The 18,210-nt window shown below is 58.4% G+C and carries 15 protein-coding genes, 1 pseudogene and 1 riboswitch; of the genes and pseudogenes, 9 read left to right on the top strand and 7 right to left on the bottom strand.

What is annotated here, in order from left to right; translation table 11 throughout:
* Position 1: 1 nt before the first annotated feature.
* On the bottom strand, positions 2-1,489 hold the full coding sequence (xseA, locus tag ACR0AZ_RS07000; protein ID WP_480667106.1) for an exodeoxyribonuclease VII large subunit: 1,488 nt from the start codon (positions 1,487-1,489) through the stop codon (positions 2-4).
* A gap of 75 nt (positions 1,490-1,564) precedes the next feature.
* On the opposite strand from xseA, the gene purD reads away from it, so the two are divergent.
* On the top strand, positions 1,565-2,827 hold the full coding sequence (gene purD, locus ACR0AZ_RS06995; protein WP_480470161.1) for a phosphoribosylamine--glycine ligase: 1,263 nt from the start codon (positions 1,565-1,567) through the stop codon (positions 2,825-2,827).
* Positions 2,828-2,954: 127 nt separating this feature from the next.
* Here purD and ACR0AZ_RS06990 read toward each other — a convergent pair whose 3' ends face one another.
* The 4 genes and pseudogenes from ACR0AZ_RS06990 to ACR0AZ_RS06975 all read right to left on the bottom strand — a co-directional run bounded on the left by ACR0AZ_RS06990 (position 2,955) and on the right by ACR0AZ_RS06975 (position 5,871).
* Complete coding sequence (locus tag ACR0AZ_RS06990) at positions 2,955-3,716, bottom strand: FG-GAP repeat domain-containing protein (protein WP_480667104.1); 762 nt, start codon at positions 3,714-3,716, stop codon at positions 2,955-2,957.
* Positions 3,716-4,039 (bottom strand): 2Fe-2S iron-sulfur cluster-binding protein, encoded by a 324-nt coding sequence (locus ACR0AZ_RS06985; RefSeq protein ID WP_039534845.1) that lies wholly within the window; start codon positions 4,037-4,039, stop codon positions 3,716-3,718. The genes ACR0AZ_RS06990 and ACR0AZ_RS06985 overlap by 1 nt, the downstream gene beginning before the upstream one ends.
* Positions 4,040-4,362: 323 nt before the next feature.
* Positions 4,363-4,941: pseudogene (locus ACR0AZ_RS06980) on the bottom strand (TPM domain-containing protein); the annotation flags it as partial.
* 240 nt (positions 4,942-5,181) lie between these two features.
* Positions 5,182-5,871 carry a glutathione S-transferase N-terminal domain-containing protein gene (locus tag ACR0AZ_RS06975; protein WP_480470158.1) on the bottom strand — a complete coding sequence of 230 codons (690 nt, stop codon included), beginning with the start codon at positions 5,869-5,871 and terminating at the stop codon, positions 5,182-5,184.
* 129 nt (positions 5,872-6,000) lie between these two features.
* Positions 6,001-6,078: riboswitch (SAM riboswitch) on the top strand.
* 60 nt (positions 6,079-6,138) lie between these two features.
* Between ACR0AZ_RS06975 and metZ the strand changes: the two genes are divergently transcribed.
* The 5 genes from metZ to ACR0AZ_RS06950 all read left to right on the top strand — a co-directional run bounded on the left by metZ (position 6,139) and on the right by ACR0AZ_RS06950 (position 12,823).
* Positions 6,139-7,329 carry an O-succinylhomoserine sulfhydrylase gene (gene metZ, locus ACR0AZ_RS06970; RefSeq protein WP_480667102.1) on the top strand — a complete coding sequence of 397 codons (1,191 nt, stop codon included), beginning with the start codon at positions 6,139-6,141 and terminating at the stop codon, positions 7,327-7,329.
* Positions 7,330-7,509: 180 nt separating this feature from the next.
* On the top strand, positions 7,510-8,613 hold the full coding sequence (gene folE2 / locus ACR0AZ_RS06965) for a GTP cyclohydrolase FolE2 (RefSeq protein ID WP_480667100.1): 1,104 nt from the start codon (positions 7,510-7,512) through the stop codon (positions 8,611-8,613).
* Between the two features lie 281 nt (positions 8,614-8,894).
* Positions 8,895-9,749, top strand: coding sequence for a hypothetical protein (locus ACR0AZ_RS06960; RefSeq protein ID WP_480667099.1), 855 nt, complete (start codon positions 8,895-8,897; stop codon positions 9,747-9,749).
* Between the two features lie 51 nt (positions 9,750-9,800).
* Positions 9,801-11,249, top strand: a complete 1,449-nt coding sequence (locus ACR0AZ_RS06955) for a TrkH family potassium uptake protein (RefSeq protein ID WP_480470154.1) — start codon at positions 9,801-9,803, stop codon at positions 11,247-11,249.
* On the top strand, positions 11,249-12,823 hold the full coding sequence (locus tag ACR0AZ_RS06950) for a thiamine pyrophosphate-binding protein (RefSeq protein WP_480667097.1): 1,575 nt from the start codon (positions 11,249-11,251) through the stop codon (positions 12,821-12,823). The genes ACR0AZ_RS06955 and ACR0AZ_RS06950 overlap by 1 nt, the downstream gene beginning before the upstream one ends.
* Before the next feature lie 53 nt (positions 12,824-12,876).
* On the opposite strand, the gene ACR0AZ_RS06945 is transcribed toward ACR0AZ_RS06950, so the two are convergent.
* Positions 12,877-14,613, bottom strand: a complete 1,737-nt coding sequence (locus tag ACR0AZ_RS06945; protein ID WP_480470152.1) for a serine protease — start codon at positions 14,611-14,613, stop codon at positions 12,877-12,879.
* 205 nt (positions 14,614-14,818) lie between these two features.
* Between ACR0AZ_RS06945 and ACR0AZ_RS06940 the strand changes: the two genes are divergently transcribed.
* The gene (locus ACR0AZ_RS06940; RefSeq protein WP_480470151.1) at positions 14,819-15,748 is read left to right on the top strand and encodes a glycine--tRNA ligase subunit alpha; all 930 of its coding nucleotides are present in this window, start codon (positions 14,819-14,821) and stop codon (positions 15,746-15,748) included.
* 8 nt (positions 15,749-15,756) lie between these two features.
* On the opposite strand, the gene ACR0AZ_RS06935 is transcribed toward ACR0AZ_RS06940, so the two are convergent.
* On the bottom strand, positions 15,757-16,389 hold the full coding sequence (locus ACR0AZ_RS06935) for a MarC family protein (RefSeq protein WP_480667095.1): 633 nt from the start codon (positions 16,387-16,389) through the stop codon (positions 15,757-15,759).
* A 78-nt stretch (positions 16,390-16,467) separates the two neighbouring features.
* On the opposite strand from ACR0AZ_RS06935, the gene ACR0AZ_RS06930 reads away from it, so the two are divergent.
* Both ACR0AZ_RS06930 and gltS read left to right on the top strand, forming a co-directional pair.
* Positions 16,468-16,989, top strand: coding sequence for a DUF6446 family protein (locus ACR0AZ_RS06930; protein ID WP_480667094.1), 522 nt, complete (start codon positions 16,468-16,470; stop codon positions 16,987-16,989).
* A gap of 3 nt (positions 16,990-16,992) precedes the next feature.
* The gene (gene gltS, locus ACR0AZ_RS06925) at positions 16,993-18,201 is read left to right on the top strand and encodes a sodium/glutamate symporter (protein WP_480667092.1); all 1,209 of its coding nucleotides are present in this window, start codon (positions 16,993-16,995) and stop codon (positions 18,199-18,201) included.
* Positions 18,202-18,210: the final 9 nt, after the last annotated feature.

The following is an 18,210-nucleotide window of genomic DNA, read 5'->3' as shown; positions in this document are numbered from 1 at the left end:
GTTAAAAAAGTGACCCCTGATCGGGAGTCGGCGGTTTAGGCGTGCGTTTGGGTTTGATCGTGTCGCTTTGGCCGGTGCTGAGCTTGCCATCCGCGAATTCGATCTCCAGGCTGGTGTGCTTCTCGGCTTCGGCTTTACGGGTCAGAACCTGATCTCCGGCGCGGACTACGGTATAGCCGCGCTCCAGCGTTGCTTTGTAACTGAGGGTTTCACGCAGGCGGTCGGTGGCGTCTAGTTGCTGGCGCATGCGATCCAGGCGTGTGGTTTGCGCGGTGTTAAGACGCTCTGCCAGGCGATCCAATGCCTCACGTCGGGTTTGCAGTTCTCGCTGAATCGGGCGCAGGGACAAGCGCGACGACAGGTTGCGCCAGCGGTCGCGGCGGGTTTCGACCAGGTTGCGCAGGGTCGAGGGGCGCAGGTGAGCTGAGGTATCAAGCAGTTTGACACGTCGGTTTTGTACGCCACGGATCAATGCGCTGGGCAGGCGCTCGGCTACCTGATCGAGCCGTTGACGCGGGCTGTCCAGCAGCGTCTCGGGGCGCGGCAGGGCGCGGGACAGGTCGCGCAGGCGCTGGTTTCGGCGTTGCACGGCGTCGGTGGCGGCGCGGGACAGGCGGGCGCCTTGTTCTCCGGTCCAGGCCAGCAGTTCCATGCGAACAGGTACGGCGAGTTCGGCAGCGGCCGTCGGGGTCGGCGCGCGGCGGTCCGAGACATAGTCGATCAGTGTGGTGTCCGTTTCGTGACCTACGGCTGAAATCAATGGAATGTCTGAGGCCGCTGCGGCTCGGGCGACGCTTTCTTCGTTGAAACCCCAGAGGTCTTCGATTGAACCGCCTCCGCGCGCGACGATGATCAGGTCGGGGCGGGGCAACGCGCCGCCTGGTGTGAGCGCATTGAAACCTTCGATGGCGCGGGTCACCTCAGGGGCGCAGTTGGCGCCCTGGACGGCCACGGGCCAGATCAGGACTTTACGGGGAAAGCGGTCGCGCAAGCGGTGAAGGATATCACGGATCACCGCGCCCGAAGGTGAGGTGACGACGCCAATGATTTCTGGCAGATAGGGCAGGGGTTTCTTGCGCTCAGGTGCAAATAGACCTTCGGATTCGAGCTGCTTTTTTCGCTTCTCCAACAGCGCCATCAGAGCGCCTTGTCCGGCGACTGCGACTTCATCGACGTTCAGGTTATATTTTGACTGGGCACCGAAGGCCGTCAGGCGGCCGGTGACGACCACTTCGAGCCCTTCTTCAGGCACAACCGACAGGCCAGAGATCTGGCCCTTCCACGTGGTACAGGCCAATACGTTCCGATCATCCTTGATGTCGTAATACAGATGCCCTGAGCGGGCCTTGAACACGCGCCCGACCTCGCCGCGTACCCGGATTCGCCCAAACGTGCCTTCGAGCGTGCGCTTCACCTCTCCGGAAATGTCCGAGACGGTGTATTCAGGGGTATTTTGGCCGGGAATGGGGTCGTCAAGCAGGTCGGACATTTCAGCGCCTTGTGTCAAATGCTCGCCCAGCTTAGAACGCGCGGCAAGCGAGGCCAAGCAGATCGGAGAGCAGTCATGAATATCCTCATTCTCGGGAGCGGTGGGCGCGAACACAGTCTGGCCTGGGCAGTGATGCAGAATCCCAAATGCGACCGTCTGATCGTGGCACCGGGTAATGCCGGAATTGCTCAGATCGCCGATTGCGCTGCGTTGGATATCGAGAATGGTGGAGCCGTTGTCAGTTTTGCCGAGGAAAACGCAATCGATTTTGTGATCGTTGGCCCCGAGGCCCCGCTGGCGGCGGGTGTTGCGGATCGTTTGCGCGAAGCAGGCGTGTTGGTCTTTGGCCCCTCGGCCGCAGCGGCGCAGCTGGAAGCTTCCAAGAGCTTCACCAAAGAGATTTGCGACGCGGCGAAGGCACCGACAGCAGCTTACGCGCGATTTACCGAAGCGGATCCCGCGAAGGCATATATCCGTGAACAGGGTGCGCCCATCGTGGTCAAGGCTGACGGTCTCGCTGCAGGCAAGGGCGTGATCGTGGCGATGGACGAGCAGACCGCACTGGACGCCATTGATGATATGTTTGGTGGTGCCTTTGGCGGTGCCGGTGCTGAGGTGGTCATCGAAGAGTTCATGGAGGGTGAGGAAGCCTCGCTGTTCGTACTCTGTGACGGGGATGAAATTCTGTCGATTGGCACCGCTCAGGATCATAAACGTGTCGGAGAGGGGGATACCGGCCTGAATACCGGTGGTATGGGGGCCTATTCTCCGGCGCCTGTTCTGAGCCCAGAGGTTGAGGCACGTGCGATGGACGACATCATTCGCCCAACCATGGCCGAAATGAAACGGCGGGGGATGCCGTTTCAAGGGGTTTTGTATGCTGGCCTTATGATCAAGGACGGTCAGCCCAGGCTGGTAGAATACAACGTGCGGTTTGGCGATCCGGAATGCCAGGTTCTGATGATGCGTCTGGGGGCGCAAACCATGGACCTGATGCACGCCGCTGCCGAAGGGCGATTGGGTGAGACACGGGTTAACTGGGCTGACGATCACGCCATGACCATTGTCATGGCAGCGAAAGGGTATCCGGGAGCTTACGAGAAAGGTTCGGCGATTTCTGGTTTGGGCGAGTTGCCGGAGGACAGCAGCAACATGGTGTTTCACGCTGGCACCAAAGCAGTCGACGGGCAGGTCGTGGCGTCCGGTGGCCGCGTGCTGAATGTGACGGCACGCGGCGAAACACTGCAGGAGGCGCGGGACCGGGCCTATGCGATGGTGGACGGCGTTGACTGGCCCGAAGGGTTCTATCGCCGCGATATCGGCTGGCGGGCTCTCTGATCTGATTGCCGGGCTTCGCCCGTCTTTATTGTTTTGAGTCAGAGGGCATTGTTTGGGGCAGAGGGCTTTGCTCCCTCGGCCTTGCGACCTCACCCCCAAGGTACTTGTTGGTCAGATTAAGGGCGGATCAGCAGTCCAGGGCCGCAGCCAGGTCTTCGCGGGTTTTGAGCGGGCCGAGGTCGGTGGTTTGCCAGCCATTTCTATATGAGACGCTGATAATGCGGGACCAGTCGGCGCTGGCAACGATCAGTTCAGGTGCGCCGTCGCATTGGCGTAGGCCGCCGGAGATGAAGTCCTCTCCGATCTGGTGGTTGGTCAGGCCGGGGATCGTCGCGATTTCGGTCAGATCGCCATCCTTATAGCGCCATATGCGCAGGGTTTTGGCCAGATGGGGACGGTCGATATAAGCGATTTCGACATTGCCGTCGTCATCAAGATCGACTGCACCGATTGGGGCGAGCCAGCGATTGCGGGTACCGATATGTGGTGTGGCGGCAACTTTCGTGCCTCGCGCGTTATAGATCGCCAATTGTGCGCCGGTCTTAGCCTGGGATTCGACGACGATAACTTCGGGTGCTCCATCGCCATCCACATCTGCCAACCGAGGCATGAGATCTTCGAACACGCGATCCGATGAGAGGCGAATGGTAAGAGTGGATTGGTCCGAGCCTATACCATCAAGGACCAGATCGAGCGTGCAATACTCAATAGCGTCACCGAGTACACCATGTGCATAGCGTTTGGTGGGTTCGGAAAAATGTGCGGATGCGATCCTGTCTGCCGAAAGCGCGGGGAGCGTTCCAGTCAGCCACACGAGTGATGTCAACAACGCGCCGCGCGACCGAGATTGCCATAGGCGAACCGGGGGACGCGGCGCTTTGGAGAACATCAGATCTGCTTTTCGGGCATCTGCACAACAAGGCCGTCCAACGCGTCGGTGACCTTGATCTGGCAAGTCAGGCGCGAGCGGGCAGGATCGGGTTCGTAAGCGAAGTCAAGCATGTCTTCTTCCATGTCGTCCTTGGCCGGGATTTTCTCGACCCAGTCGGGGTGGATATAGACATGGCAGGTCGAGCAGGCGCAGGCGCCGCCGCAATCGGCCTCGATGCCGGGAATATTGTTGTCACGGGCCCCTTCCATGACCGTCAGTCCGTTGGCGACCTCGACTGTGTGTTCGGTACCGCCATGCTCGACATAGGTGATCTTTGCCATTGCGTGCGTCTTCCTTCTTCGATTGTCGAATTCTTCCTTAGTGAAGGGAGTTAAGTGTTTCTAGTGGGAATTGCGACCTTGGATGCCGCGAACGGATATTTGCGGCCTTGGTGAAGCCTGATGTTCTTTTCGGGCGACACAGTCACAACGCGGCAAAGGAGGGGAATTTAGGCAAAGCGTTTGTCCGATGGATGCTACCAACGCCCGGATGCTCCACCACCACCAGATCGACCGCCGCCGAAACTACCTCCGCCGGAGCTATTGGAAATCTGAGGTATGTAATAGTTTGTTTCTTCAACATAATCGCATTTAAGGCATTCAATTCAGCGAACGCCTGAACCAGCCGTGGTTGTGCTTGCGGCAAGTGTGATGCGGCGCCTCTGCCGCAGACTGCGGTTGCCACATCTTGGGCAGGTTCGAAATCGCACCAAGCTATCGCTTATGAAATTGCGGCCCTTGAGCATCATAATCATCATTGCAAAGAGACCAAACATCCAGAGACCCGGATCATCATTTGTTTTCTTGGCGGGTGCGGCCTTTCCAGTGCGGAAAGGTTGTACGATCTGATCTATGACAGCTGTGGTACCGACCTTGATTCCAATTGCATAATTGTTTGTTTTGAAGGCCGGGAGGAATTTATCGTCAATAATGCGTTGCGTGGCCTGATCCCAATTTCGCCCATAAGCGGCGCCAAGCTCGATTCGCATGGCCCTGTCGTCTCGCAAGACCATCACAAGCACACCATCGTTTCGCGAAGCGTCGCCGATCCCCCAGTGGTTGAACAGTCCGGTTGCAAATTGTTCGAGCGTCAGATTGTGGGCATAGTCGCTTTGAGTGCGCAGCGTCAGGACGGTCAATTCAACCCCTGTCTCGCGTCTGAGCTTACCTAGTTGTTTGGAAAGTGCCTTCTCCTCCTACGGGCTGAGCAAATTGGCAAAGTCATTGACGGTTGTACTTTGATAATCGGGATAGGTTTGCCCAAGCGCAGCGCTGGCCCAAACTACAAATAAGACGAATACAATTCTCATGGCTACTCGCGGATTTTTGCTGAAGCATATCATAAGGTTATGCCGCGGCAATCAGGATTTGATCAGAACCTGAGAGATTTATTCGCCGTATTCCATTAGCGGTTTTGACCGTGATCAGCGCCTGAACAAGACCCCCTGAGCCTGTTTGTCCCTATGATCCCCGCGCAATTCCGCATGTAGCGCGCGGCCTGCTTGCACTGCGGGGCGGGCGCTCATCATGTTGAGCCAGCGGGTGAAGTGCGGTTTGTCCTCCAGTACCTGCTGCTGCCCTTCCCAAAGGCTTGCCCAACCCCAGATCGACATGTCGGCGATGGAGTAGAAATCGCCTGCGACATACTCGTTTTCGGCCAGTCTGCGGTCGAGAACACCATATAGGCGGGCGACTTCGGAACGGTAGCGGTCCTTGGGATAGGGAAGGTCTTGCGGTGGGTCCAGCTGCGGGGCGTATTTCAGGAAGTGATGCGCCTGGCCAGCCATTGGGCCAACGCCGCCCATCTGCCACATGAGCCATTCCTCGACCGCGATCCGTTCACGCTCGGTTTTGCCGTAGAATCGTCCTGTTTTACGCGCCAGATACATCAGGATCGCACCGCTTTCAAAAACCGAAACGGGTGCGCCGTCAGGGCCATCCGGGTCGACGATGGCGGGCATGCGGTTGTTGGGAGAGATCTTCAGAAATCCGGGGTCGAACTGGTCGCCCTTACCGATATTGATCAGATGGGTCGAATAGGGCAACTCCATCTCTTCCAGAGCGATGGAAACCTTCCAGCCGTTCGGCGTGGGCCAGAAATACAGATCGATCATGATAACTCCTCAGCTTATCGCGATCATGAGGGTTTAGGCGCGCGCGGCAAGGGGCAGCGTTGCTGTGTTACGAAAGCGTGACCGGTATCCGACCGGTCTTGACCATCGGCGGGACGCGGCGTAAACGCATGCCCAATACGTGGCGATTTGTTACCGGATTGCGGGCCACGCTAAACAACACCGCTAAAAGGTCAGGATGAAAGACCCCTTTCGCTTGGCCGCGTCTGGGGTTTTTTGTTTGCCCCCTCGAGGGCTGAAAGGAATGACATGAGCGAGAGCTGGAACAAACGCACCCAAGCCGTCCATGGCGGCATTCGTCGTAGTCAGTATAACGAAGTCTCCGAGGCGATCTTTCTGACGCAAGGGTTTGTCTATGAGAATGCCGAGCAGGCCGAGGCCCGGTTCATTGAGACCGGCCCGGATGAGTTCATCTATGCCCGCTACGGAAACCCGACCATTTCGATGTTCGAACAACGCATTGCCGCGCTGGAAGGGGGCGAGGACGCGTTTGCTGCCGCCTCAGGCATGGCTGCTGTGAATGGTGCGCTGACTTCGATGCTGAAGTCGGGCGATCACGTGGTTTCGGCCAAGGCGCTGTTCGGGTCCTGCCTGTACATCCTCGAAAACATCCTGACCCGCTACGGTGTCGAGGTGACATTTGTGGATGGCACCGATCTGGATGCTTGGGCGGCTGCAATCCGGCCTGAGACCAAGGCGGTGTTCTTCGAATCCATGTCAAACCCGACGCTTGAAGTGATCGATATTGCTGCGGTGTCGAAACTGGCTCATGCAGTTGGTGCAACTGTGATCGTCGACAACGTGTTCTCGACCCCGGTCTTCTCGCGCGCGATCGAACAGGGCGCAGATGTGGTCGTCTATTCGGCGACCAAGCATATTGACGGGCAGGGGCGTGCGTTGGGCGGTGTGATCATCGGTACAAAAGAGTTTATCCGCGGTACGGTCGAGCCTTACATGAAACACACTGGCGGTGCGCTCAGCCCTTTTAGCGCGTGGATCATGGTCAAAGGTATTGAAACCATGGCATTGCGCGTGAATGCGCAGGCCGACAGCGCGCAGAAGATTGCCGAAGCTCTTGAGGGGCATCCAGCGTTGGAGCGGACGCTGTATCCCGGTCTGAAGACGCATGCACAGAACGCATTGGTGCAGGAACAGTTGGGCGGCAAAGGCGGTACGGTTCTGTCGTTGGACATCAAGGGTGGCAAAGCAGGTGCTTTTGCGTTCCTGAATGCGCTGACGATCCCAGTAATCTCGAACAACCTTGGCGATGCCAAGTCGATTGCAACCCATCCAGCCACCACTACGCACCAGCGTCTGAGTGAAGAGCAGCGGGATGAATTGGGTATTACGCCGGGCCTGATCCGCCTGTCAGTGGGGCTTGAGGATACGGGCGATCTGCTGGCGGATATTGAGCGGGCTTTGGCTGCATCTCAGGGTTAGCGCCTGCTGGTAATTCTTGGTCAGGCGGGTTTAACCCGCCTGATTGGCCGCTTTTGGTTGAAAAGTGACGGTTTTTCTCATTTAATTTCGATCCGGGATGCTATCCCGCGCGTATCGTTCCGGACTGGTAATTAAACCTCGGTCGTATATAACCGACGGCCTAGCAAGGGACCCGTGCAAATGAACATTCATCCGCGCGATATCAACGAGACGCCTGATCACGATCAGGCCGCAGCAGCGCTTAAGCTGTTGCGCGACTGGGCGAAATCTGCCTCGGCTGCCGAGATCAGTCAGCTTGATCCAGCGGTTGCGCAACTTGTTCCGGGTCTTGTGTCGACGAATTACCCGGCCCTATCGCGCGAGTATCCCGAGGATTTCGAGTCGAACGCGGCTTACAAGGTCACCTTGCCCGACCTGCAAAATGGTCCCTCCAGCCTGATCCGGGGGTCGAAACAGCAAATCCAGCACGTTGGCATTTCGAATTTTCGACTGCCCATCCGATTTCACCGCAAGAATGGTGCAGAACTGACGCTTGAGACTTCAGTGACCGGCTCGGTCAGTCTTGAGGCTGAGAAGAAGGGCATCAACATGTCCCGGATCATGCGGTCTTTCTACAAGCACGCCGAACGCACCTTCAGTTTTGAGGTGATGGAAGCGGCCTTGAGCGATTATCTATCTGATCTGGACAGCCTGGATGCGCGCATTCAGATGCGCTTTTCCTATCCGGATCAGATCAAGAGCCTGCGCTCGGGCTTGTCCGGTTACCAATACTACGACATCGCGCTGGAACTGGTCGAGCGGGGTGGTGAGCGTCTGAAGATCATGCATCTGGACTATGTCTATTCGTCGACATGCCCGTGTTCACTTGAGCTAAGCGAACACGCGCGCGCCACGCGTGGACAGTTGGCAACACCGCATTCGCAGCGCTCGGTGGCCCGGATTTCCGTTGTTGTCGATTGCAACGCCGACTGCCTGTGGTTCGAGGATCTGATCGCGCTCTGCCGTCGTGCGGTTCCGACCGAAACGCAAGTGATGGTCAAGCGCGAGGATGAACAGGCCTTTGCCGAGCTGAACGCCGCGAATCCGATCTTCGTCGAGGATGCCGCGCGTCTGTTCTGCGCCGAGCTGCAGGCCGATCATCATGTCGGCGATTTTCGGGTGATCGCGAGTCATCAGGAAAGCCTGCACAGCCACGATGCCGTATCGATTCTGACCGAGGGTCCAACCTTCGAATCTGCCAGCCTGGACCCGCGTTTGTTCACCACGTTGTTCCATGTTGGTTGATTGACCCGACGGAAGCTGCTGGAAAAACGATCAAAATTCCCGCATGGGCGCCTTTTTGCCGCAATGCAGCAGGAAATGCTGCATCTGCGCCCTGACTTGCGTTAAACTGGGCCCGAGTGCAGCTGCTGCACGCCCGCGCAAGCTGGGTCGTGCAGCCCGAAAGGAAGCCGGGACGTGCGACGCCTTGGACCGCGAACCTGCAAATCCGCCCGGACGATTGGGGCGGACGAGGTCCTTTACTCTTCTTCCGGCTGCCTCGGTTTTATCAGGAGAGACATGCAATGAATCCGATTTCTCAACCGCTTGAGTTTCAAGCAGCGGCCATTCGTGTGGCCGGCTATGCGATGGTCAGCCAGATGGAGATCATGCAGATCATGACCCGTGCAGCCTTTGAACTGCCTATGGCGCCCTTGCAAGGGCTGAAAACGATCGAAACACCGGCACCTGCGGCGCGCAAGGTGGCACCGGCAAAACCGGCGACGCCGAAAGCGAAACCCGCAGCTAAACCGAAAGTAGTGGCAGCAACGCCCAAAGCGGCAGCGAAACCCAAGGTCGCCCCTAAAGCAATGGCCGCACCCAAGACGAAACCTGCGGCGGTTAAGCCCGCTCCTGCGGCCAAGCCCGCACTTGCGGCCAAGTCGGCTCCTGTGGCCAAGCCCGCACCGAAAGCGGCCCCTGCCAAAGCTGCTGCGAAACCCGTGTCGACCGAAGCGAAAGCTGTTGCGGCGTTTAAATCAGCAGCCGCGGCAAAGGCGAGGGAAGCCACAAACGCTCCTAAACCTGCGGTGACCCCAAAGCCAGCCGCTAAGGCTGCACAGCCCGCCCCGGCCAAGCCAGCGGTGACCAAGGCGGCACCTGCGAAAATCACAGCAGCGAAGCCTGTTCCGAGCAAAGCCACGGCTGCGAAACCCGCCCCGGCCAAACCCGCAGCGACAAAGCCAGCACCTGCGAAAACCGCTGCAGTGAAGCCCGCTCCGGTCAAAGCTACAGCTGCGAAGACTGCCCCGGCCAAGCCAGCGCCTGAAAAGCCCATCGCCGCGGTGCATGCAGAGCAGGCCAAATCCGCCGTTCGTCGCACGCGGGCACCATCGAAACCGCCCGCAATGCCGACCGCATCTGCGAAATCCGACACTTAACGCGGATCATCTGCTTGACACCGTCGGGCTAGCGCGCCAACGCTGCCCGTCATGATGGATCTTCGCCCGGTCGGATACGTGATTGGCCTGTTGGTCGCCATTCTAGGGGTGACCATGCTGTTGCCGATGCTTGCCGACCTGATCGAAGGGCGGGATGAGTGGCACGTTTTCTTTGAAAGCGCGGTCATCACGCTCTTGACTGGCAGTGTTCTTGCGATGAGTTGCTCGAATGGGGTTGGCGAGGGTCTCACCATCCGTCAGACCTTTTTGCTGACCTCGGGGGTCTGGGTGGCGCTGCCGATTTTTGGCGCCATCCCGTTTCTGTTCGGCGAGACGGAACTGCGTTTCGTCGATGCGTATTTTGAGGCGATGTCGGGTCTGACAACCACCGGCTCGACCGTGATATCCGGGCTCGATGATTTACCACAGGGTCTGCTGCTGTGGCGCGGCGTGCTGCAATGGTTGGGCGGTATCGGCATTATCGTCGTCGCCATGGTATTCCTGCCCGAGCTGCGAGTGGGTGGCATGCAGATCTTCCGCTCGGAAGGGTTTGAAACAATGGGGAAAATCCTGCCGCGCGCGCAGGAGATCGCGGGGCAGATTTCGCTGATCTATGTTTTCCTCACCGTCGTTTGCGCTCTGGTTTATGCGGGCTTCGGCATGAGCTTCTTCGACGCTGTTGTGCATTCCATGACCACCATAGCAACGGGTGGTTTTTCGAATTATGACAGCTCATTTGCACGCTTCTCCGGGCCGATGGAATATGCCGCTGCCGTCTTCATGATCCTCGCGGCGCTACCCTTCGTGCGCTATGTGCAGTTGGCCAATGGTTACACAAGCTCATTGTGGAAAGACAGTCAGATCAGGGCGTTTCTGGGGACAATCGCGGTGCTGGTCGTGATCATGTCTGTGTTCCTGACTTCGGTCTTCCCGCACCACTGGGAGCAGGCGTTCCGCGAGTCGCTGTTCAACATCACGTCGATCATTTCGGGTACCGGCTATGCGAGTGTCGATTATATGGGCTGGGGCAGTTTCCCTGTCATGTTGTTCTTTCTGATCGGCCTGATCGGAGGCTGCGCAGGATCGACCGCCTGTTCGATCAAGGTGTTCCGTTATCAGTTGCTCTTTGCTTCGATCAAAACGCAAATTCGCCGCATCCGTTCACCTCACGGAGTGTTTGTGCCGCGCTATGACGGGCGGGCAATTGGCAGGGATGTTCTGACATCGGTCATGAGCTTCTTCATGTTCTTCGTGCTCTCGATGGGGGTTCTGTCCTGGGCGCTCGCGTTGACAGGGCTGGATTTTATCACGTCTGTCTCGGGGGCGGCGACGGCGCTGGCTAATGTCGGGCCGGGGCTGGGGGACCAGATCGGGCCTGCGGGCAACTTTGCGGGTTTGAATGATAGTGCGAAATGGCTGCTGACCATCGGCATGTTGGTCGGCCGCCTGGAATTGCTGGCCGTCTACGCAATCTTCACGGTTCAGTTCTGGAGGGGATAATGAAGCGACCGCTGGGCGCGCAAATCTCGCATATGTTGAAGGATCGCGGCGTCGATGTGATTTTCGGCATTCCTGGCGTGCATAATCAAGAGATGTATCGCGGCATCGAAGAGGCCGGGATCACCCATGTTTTGGCTCGGCATGAGCAAGGGGCCGGATTCATGGCCGATGGCTATGCCCGCGCAACCGGCAAGCCGGGTGTGGCCTATGTCATCACTGGACCGGGGCTGTGCAATATCATGACGCCGATGGGGCAGGCATACTCAGATTCGGTGCCGATGCTGGTGCTGTCTTCATGCCTGGACGAGATTGAGGCGCAGCGCGGTCAATTGCATCAGATGAAAGACCAGCGCGCCGCCGCCGAGACGGTGGCGGACTGGTCTTGTCAGGCAAACGATGCGCAGGCGGCATATGGATTGATCGAACGTGCATTTGAAGAGTTTGAACTCTCACGCCAGCGCCCCAAGCATATTCAGGTGCCAATTGCGCAACTGCAGGACGAGGCCAACGCCGCGCCGATCCCGAATCCCGCTGCGCTAGATAAAAACGCCCTGCCTCCAGATGTGTCGTCGGTTCTAACCTTGCTCAATGACGCGCAGCGGCCATTGTTTATTCTGGGCGGTGGCTGCCGGTCGAACCTATGGCGGCAGATATTAACACAGCTGGGGGCGGCTTGTTTCACGACCTATGCCGGGCGCGGCTTGGTTGGGGCCGATTATCCGTTGGATTTTGGATCAATGCTGCCCCGTCCGGGCAGCGTCGAAGTGATCAGCTCGGCGGATTTGATCGTGGTTGTCGGTGCCGAATTAGGCGAGGTTGACCTTTGGCGGCAAGATCTGGGTCACTCCGCGACCATGGTGCGTGTCGATCTGGACCCCGAGGTTTTATCGGATCGACACCGCGCTGCTGTAAAGTTTCAGGCAGATGGCGAGAGTTTTGCACAAGCGCTCTGGGAAGCTATCCAGCAGACTAAGCCAGCTACCGGATGGTCCGAGGAAGAGGTGCGCGAAGCCCGCGCCCGCTGGCGGACCGAAGTAGATGCAGAACGTCCGGGGATTGTCCCGGTGGCCGATGCGCTCAGGGCGGCGATGCCAGCGGATACGATGATCTATTCGGATATGACTCAGTTTGCCTACGCCTCGAAAGAGGTCTGGGACATGGCTGTCCCCCATCACTGGCACCACCCGACCGGGTTTGGCACGCTGGGTTACGCCGTGCCTGCAGGGATTGGTGGCGCAGTGGCGCGGCGGGGAAAGCCCACTGCGGTGATCGTAGGTGATTATGGCTTTCACTATACGATGCAAGAGATTGGGGTTGCCGTGGAACTTGGCCTGTCGTTGCCCATTATCCTATGGGACAATGGCAAGCTGAAAGAGATTGAAGACAGCATGATACGCGGGCAGATCGCGCCTAATGCGGTCGTCGCACGCAACCCCGATTTCTGTAAGCTGGCCGAAGCCTTCGGGGCGCGGTCTGCCGCGCCGCAAACTCTGGACGAGATGCAAACTGCCGTGCGCGACGCTTTTGATGCAGGGAAGCCGACGCTGATCCGGGTTACGCCGGACATCTTGTGAGCTAAAAAAGGCGCCGCACCTAAGTGCTGCGCCTTTTCCCTGATCTTAATGAATTAATCCCAGCAGTGCACCAGAACGGTCATCCCGTTGGCCCTACGGCTCAGCTCATTTGGGGAAATCTGGGTCGAGCCCTGCGCCGGTTGACCCGAGATACCCGCCTTGGTCAGAACCTCGGTCAGACGTTCGACATTTGCTGCAAGGCTCACCGAATCCGGCAGGGCGCGCCCGTCGGATGGTGTAGGCAGCAGCATGCCAACCACACTGCCGCTGTCATCGAAGACCGGCCCACCTGCGTCTCCGGGCTGTGCGGCCAGTGCAAGACGTTTGACACCGTTTTCGCCGTTGAGGCCGCGAATATCAGCGATTTCACCAAAGGTCAGGGTCGGAGCCCCCAACGCGCCTTCGTAAGAAAAGCCAGACACAGTAACCTGAGACTGGATTCGTGGTTGTTCGGCGCGGAACTCGGCGACGCTGATCGGGGCGAGTGTCCGGTTTGGGCGCAGAACAGCAACGCCCAGAGTGGTATCTTGCCATGCCACCTGAACTTCTTGATCGCCATCCAACGTGATGCGCGTGCAGTTGTCTGCGGCCTCGGTGACAGTCAGTACAGTTCCGTCGGCGTCGGCAAAGAAGCCCGACCGGGACAACCTCGGTTTGCGGATTTGCAGGCCTGAGAGCAGATCGATACGTTGTTCGGCGTCCGCGCCTGCGCCAGCATCCAGCACAGCGTCATTGGTAGCAAAGCTGGCGCGCATCGCAGCCAAAACGCGCGCACGACGCGCCTCATCCCCTTCAGGCCAGACCAGGGTAAACCCTTTGATCTTGCCGTCTTTCAACGCCGCTTGAGTGAATGAGACACTGCCGTTGCCGCGCCCTTCGATAGTAAAGCTGTTGCCGCGCAAGGCGCGTTCACCTTCCAACGGGATGATCTCAAGCGATTGCATCACTTCATACAGCGCGCGTAGCGTGGCCGGGGAGCCTTCCTGAGAGATCAACAGCGCCTTGGCGCTCAGGTCGGAGTTGGGTTTGAAATGGGCAAATGGGGCCTCATAACGATCAAAACCCAGCACACCCAGCGGCATATCCAAATCAATCCCGGCTTGCGGGTCGGAATACCGATCCATCCCGACGCTGATCAGCGGTGCGTTGTAGTCATCTATCAGCGACTTGCGCTGCAGGGTGGTCAGAACACCGGTCGCCTCGAAGCCGTTGAACCGCTGCCAATCCGCCATCGAGCGGCGGGTGCCCTGACCAAAGGCGCCGTCGATGGTCGAGTTGTAGAAACCGGCGGCTTGCAATGCAGTTTGCAGGACCTTGCGTTCCTGCGCGGTCAACAGGCGTTCGCCCTGCAATGCCTCAGCGCGCGTTTCGTCTGCGTCTTGCGGGGTCAGACCGGCTTGTGGTTGTTCCTGCGGCTCGGGCTGGACCGGGGCTGTAATCACCCCGCGGTTTAGGATGTTGGCACCGATAGGCCAGAACTGCTGCCTCAGTGCGCTGGAGAAGGCGATGAAGCTGTCAGACGGGATCTGGCGTTCAGCGCGATAGACACGCAGAACCTGCTCGGCATCATCGCGCAAATAGGGCCCGATAACAATGGCATACCAGCCAGAGTTCAGTTGGAACCCGTTTACGTCAGGCAGGGCGTTGGCATAGGCCTGCGCCCGTTCCTGCGCCTCACGCAGCGACGGCTGCGCTTCGATCTGAACCCAGACGCCCGCGTCCTGTTGGGCAAAAGCGGCGCGCAGGCCGAAGAGGAAAAAGAATGTAATAACCGTAAATACGCGTGTCATTGTCTGCCCGTTTTATGCAGTGTTTTCACTTTGGCGCAGATTACGCGGAATCGCAGCCTGATGACCATGCCCGGATTACGGGGAATTCTGTGTGTGGCCGCGCAGTGACAGAGTGGCTCATTGGCCCGTTGACGCCCTTTGGTGGCTTGCATAGGAAGGGCCGAACCCACCGGAACCGGGCGCCTGGGCGTCCAAGGGATATGTCATGACCGAACCCAAAAGCGCACCACGTTCATTTCAGGAGATCATCCTGCGGCTTCAGACCTATTGGGCGACGAAAGGCTGCGCGATCCTGCAACCTTATGACATGGAAGTCGGCGCGGGCACGTTCCACCCGGCGACCACTTTGCGTGCGTTGGGGTCCAAGGCGTGGGCTGCGGCTTATGTGCAGCCTTCGCGTCGACCGACGGACGGGCGGTATGGCGAGAACCCCAACCGGTTGCAGCATTACTACCAGTACCAAGTGCTGATCAAACCCAGCCCGCCGGATCTACAGGACCTGTATCTCGGCTCGCTCGAAGCCATCGGCATCGATATGGACCTGCACGACATCCGCTTTGTTGAGGATGACTGGGAAAGCCCGACGCTCGGTGCTTGGGGGCTAGGTTGGGAGGTTTGGTGTGATGGCATGGAAGTCAGCCAATTCACCTATTTCCAACAGGTTGGCGGCCACGACTGTGCACCTGTCTCGGGCGAGTTGACCTATGGGCTTGAGCGTCTGGCCATGTATGTGCTGGGCATCGATCACGTGATGGACATGCCGTTCAACGATCCTCAGTCGCCCAGCCCGCTGACCTATGGCGATATCTTCAAGCAGACCGAAGAGGAATACGCGCGCTGGAACTTCGATGTCGCCAACACCGAGGTCCTGCTGCGCCATTTTGAAGAGGCTGAGGCCGAATGTGCGACCATTCTGGCGCAGGAGCATGACGACCCAAAAACCGGCAAGCGTATCATCATGGCGCATCCGGCCTATGACCAGTGCATCAAGGCCAGCCATATCTTCAACTTGCTGGATGCGCGAGGCGTGATCTCGGTGACCGAACGGCAGGCCTATATCGGCCGGGTCCGGGCGCTGGCCAAGCAATGCGCAGATGCGTTTGTGCAGACCGAGGCTGCAGGGTTCGAAGCTTGATGGCGGGCTTAGGCCAGACCGGGCAGCAACGCCTTCAGGCCGTCCGCGATCATGCTGATGGCGATGGCCGACAGGATCATGCCCATGAACCGGCTCATGATCACGCGGGCATTGTCAGACAACCGTTCAGCCAGCCAGGCGGCATTCCAGAATGTCACCAAAAGCAGGGCGACTACGATCAGAAAAACACCTGCATAAGCAATAGCTTCGATCGGAGTTTTGATGTGGTGTGCGTACAGGATCAGTGTGGTGATCGTGCCGGGGCCAACCAGAATGGGAAAGGCCAGCGGGTAGAACGCGACCGTCTCGGGCGCGGGATAGGATTGCTTCTCTCCGTCGGTGCCGTGATGCGAGCTGCTTTCGTTGCCGTTCAGCATGTTCAGGCCGATCATCAGAACAACCAGGCCACCCGCAACCCGCAAATGGTCGACGCTGATGCCAAAAAGGCCGAGGGCCTGACTTCCGGCCGAGGCAAAGGCGCCCCCCAGTATCAGGCAGTACAGCGCCGTTTTCAGCGCCACCTTGCGCTGATCGGCAGCAGGCAGATCTTGTGTGACGCTCAGAAAAACTGGCAAATTCGTGATCGGGTTCATGATCGCGAACAATGCACCGAAGAATCCAACGGCAAGGGTGGTTTCCATCTCTGTCGCCTTACATCTGCCTGTAATGGTTTGAAACCTGACCTATTTCCCCAGAATATGAAAGAGGCCGCATAAACGATGACCGGGAAGCTTCTGGCGCTGATCCTTCTGTTTTCGGCCGCTCTGGCGGGTGGGAGCATGTATTACCTGCAGGTTTACGGCTTCTATTATGATGTCACGCCGAAGCCAGGCCAGGATGTTACTCTGATGGTCGCAGGATCCGAGGTGCCGGAACCGATCAGCTACAGTGCGTTTCAGGCGATAGATGCCGACAGCTCTCCGATCCGGTATCGGGCCTGTTTCGAAACCGATCTGACGCCCGATCAACTGGTCGGGTTTGTTGCCGTAGAAGACGCCGAACCTTTGACCGCGCCGGGATGGTTTGAATGTTACGATGCAGTCGCTTTGGCCGATGCGCTGAAATCGGGGCAGGCGCAGGCTTTCTTGGGCGCGAAGAACATCCATTACGGGGTCGACCGCATCGTTGCTATCTCGCGGGACGGCAAGGGCTATGTCTGGCACGCGCTGAACAATTGCGGTGAGAAAGCCTATGACGGCACCGTGGTGGGTGAAGACTGCCCGCCCAGACCGCAGGAGTGAAACGTGGAGTTGGTCGTTGAGATCCCGGATTTCTTGACCGCGACGCTGGGTTTCGCGGTCTACTTGCTTGGGGCTGAGATCAATGCTCGCATCGCAACGCTCCGCAGCTTCAACATCCCCGAGCCGGTGACCGGGGGTCTGTTGGCCTCGCTCGTGGTACTGACTCTGTATCTGTTATTTGGCGTTGAGCTGTCCTTTGGCCTGACCACACGGGATTTCCTGTTGGTGTTGTTCTTCGCCGGTATCGGATTGAATGCACGGCTTTCGGATTTAATCGCAGGCGGCAAGCCATTGCTCTTGCTTCTGATTTTGACGCTACTGACTATCGTTGCACAGAACGTGATCGGGGCGGCCGGGGCGGTTCTGTTCGGCTATCCGGCGCAGGCGGGCGTTTTGTTTGGCTCGGCGGCATTGATCGGCGGCCATGGCACCGCGATCGCCTGGGCGCCAGAGGTCGCACAAGCCACCGGGCTCCAAGGCGCGACCGAGTTGGGTGTTGCCGTTGCCACTTTGGGCCTTGTATTAGCCGCTCTGGTCGGGGGTCCAATTGCGCGGCTGTTGGTCGAAGGGCGCAAACTCAACCCCAGTCGCCCTGAGGAAGAGCACACAGTTGGTTTGCCCAATGAGGTCGACCAGAAATCCGCAATCGACCATCAGACGGTTATGCGGGTACTGTTATATCTCAACCTTGCCATCATTTCAGGCGTGATCCTGAGTGAAGCCATCAGCGCTGCGGGGCTGAAACTGCCTTTGTTCGTGCCCTGCCTGATCATGGGGATTATCATTGCCAATCTGCGCGCGCTGCTTGCGCCCAACGCCCCACCCGTGGCGCGGACGCCATCGCTGGCGCTGATCTCGGAATTCGCATTGGGGGCGTTCCTGGCGATGTCCCTGATGAGCCTGCAACTGTGGACTATAGCTGAGCTTGGCCTTGCGATTGCGGTGATCATGACCGCCCAGACGCTCTTTGCAGTGGTGTTCGTGATCTGGGTCCTATTCCCGCTGATGGGCTCGAATTATCGCGCCGCCGTACTAGCCGCCGGTTTTGGCGGCTTCGCTTTGGGCGCAACCCCCACCGCGATTGCAAATATGACGGCTGTAACCAAGCGATATGGCCCATCGCCTATTGCCTTTATCGTGCTGCCCCTTGTATCCGCCTTCTTCGTGGATATCGCCAATGCAATCGTCATCCAGACGATTGTGAGTTTCTAAGGACCGACT

The sequence above is a fragment of the Ruegeria sp. BE3 genome (assembly GCF_056538865.1).
The sequence above is the reverse complement of the archived record's forward strand: the minus strand, read 5'-3'. Positions and strand labels throughout refer to the sequence as shown.

Bases quoted from the DNA above. Each gene is read 5' to 3' on its own strand.
- xseA (WP_480667106.1), bottom strand. From the start codon at position 1,489: ATGTCCGACCTGCTTGACGACCCCATTCCCGGCCAAAATACCCCTGAA.
- purD (WP_480470161.1), top strand. From the start codon at position 1,565: ATGAATATCCTCATTCTCGGGAGCGGTGGGCGCGAACACAGTCTGGCC.
- ACR0AZ_RS06990 (WP_480667104.1), bottom strand. From the start codon at position 3,716: ATGTTCTCCAAAGCGCCGCGTCCCCCGGTTCGCCTATGGCAATCTCGG.
- ACR0AZ_RS06985 (WP_039534845.1), bottom strand. From the start codon at position 4,039: ATGGCAAAGATCACCTATGTCGAGCATGGCGGTACCGAACACACAGTC.
- ACR0AZ_RS06975 (WP_480470158.1), bottom strand. From the start codon at position 5,871: ATGATCGATCTGTATTTCTGGCCCACGCCGAACGGCTGGAAGGTTTCC.
- metZ (WP_480667102.1), top strand. From the start codon at position 6,139: ATGAGCGAGAGCTGGAACAAACGCACCCAAGCCGTCCATGGCGGCATT.
- folE2 (WP_480667100.1), top strand. From the start codon at position 7,510: ATGAACATTCATCCGCGCGATATCAACGAGACGCCTGATCACGATCAG.
- ACR0AZ_RS06960 (WP_480667099.1), top strand. From the start codon at position 8,895: ATGAATCCGATTTCTCAACCGCTTGAGTTTCAAGCAGCGGCCATTCGT.
- ACR0AZ_RS06955 (WP_480470154.1), top strand. From the start codon at position 9,801: ATGATGGATCTTCGCCCGGTCGGATACGTGATTGGCCTGTTGGTCGCC.
- ACR0AZ_RS06950 (WP_480667097.1), top strand. From the start codon at position 11,249: ATGAAGCGACCGCTGGGCGCGCAAATCTCGCATATGTTGAAGGATCGC.
- ACR0AZ_RS06945 (WP_480470152.1), bottom strand. From the start codon at position 14,613: ATGACACGCGTATTTACGGTTATTACATTCTTTTTCCTCTTCGGCCTG.
- ACR0AZ_RS06940 (WP_480470151.1), top strand. From the start codon at position 14,819: ATGACCGAACCCAAAAGCGCACCACGTTCATTTCAGGAGATCATCCTG.
- ACR0AZ_RS06935 (WP_480667095.1), bottom strand. From the start codon at position 16,389: ATGGAAACCACCCTTGCCGTTGGATTCTTCGGTGCATTGTTCGCGATC.
- ACR0AZ_RS06930 (WP_480667094.1), top strand. From the start codon at position 16,468: ATGACCGGGAAGCTTCTGGCGCTGATCCTTCTGTTTTCGGCCGCTCTG.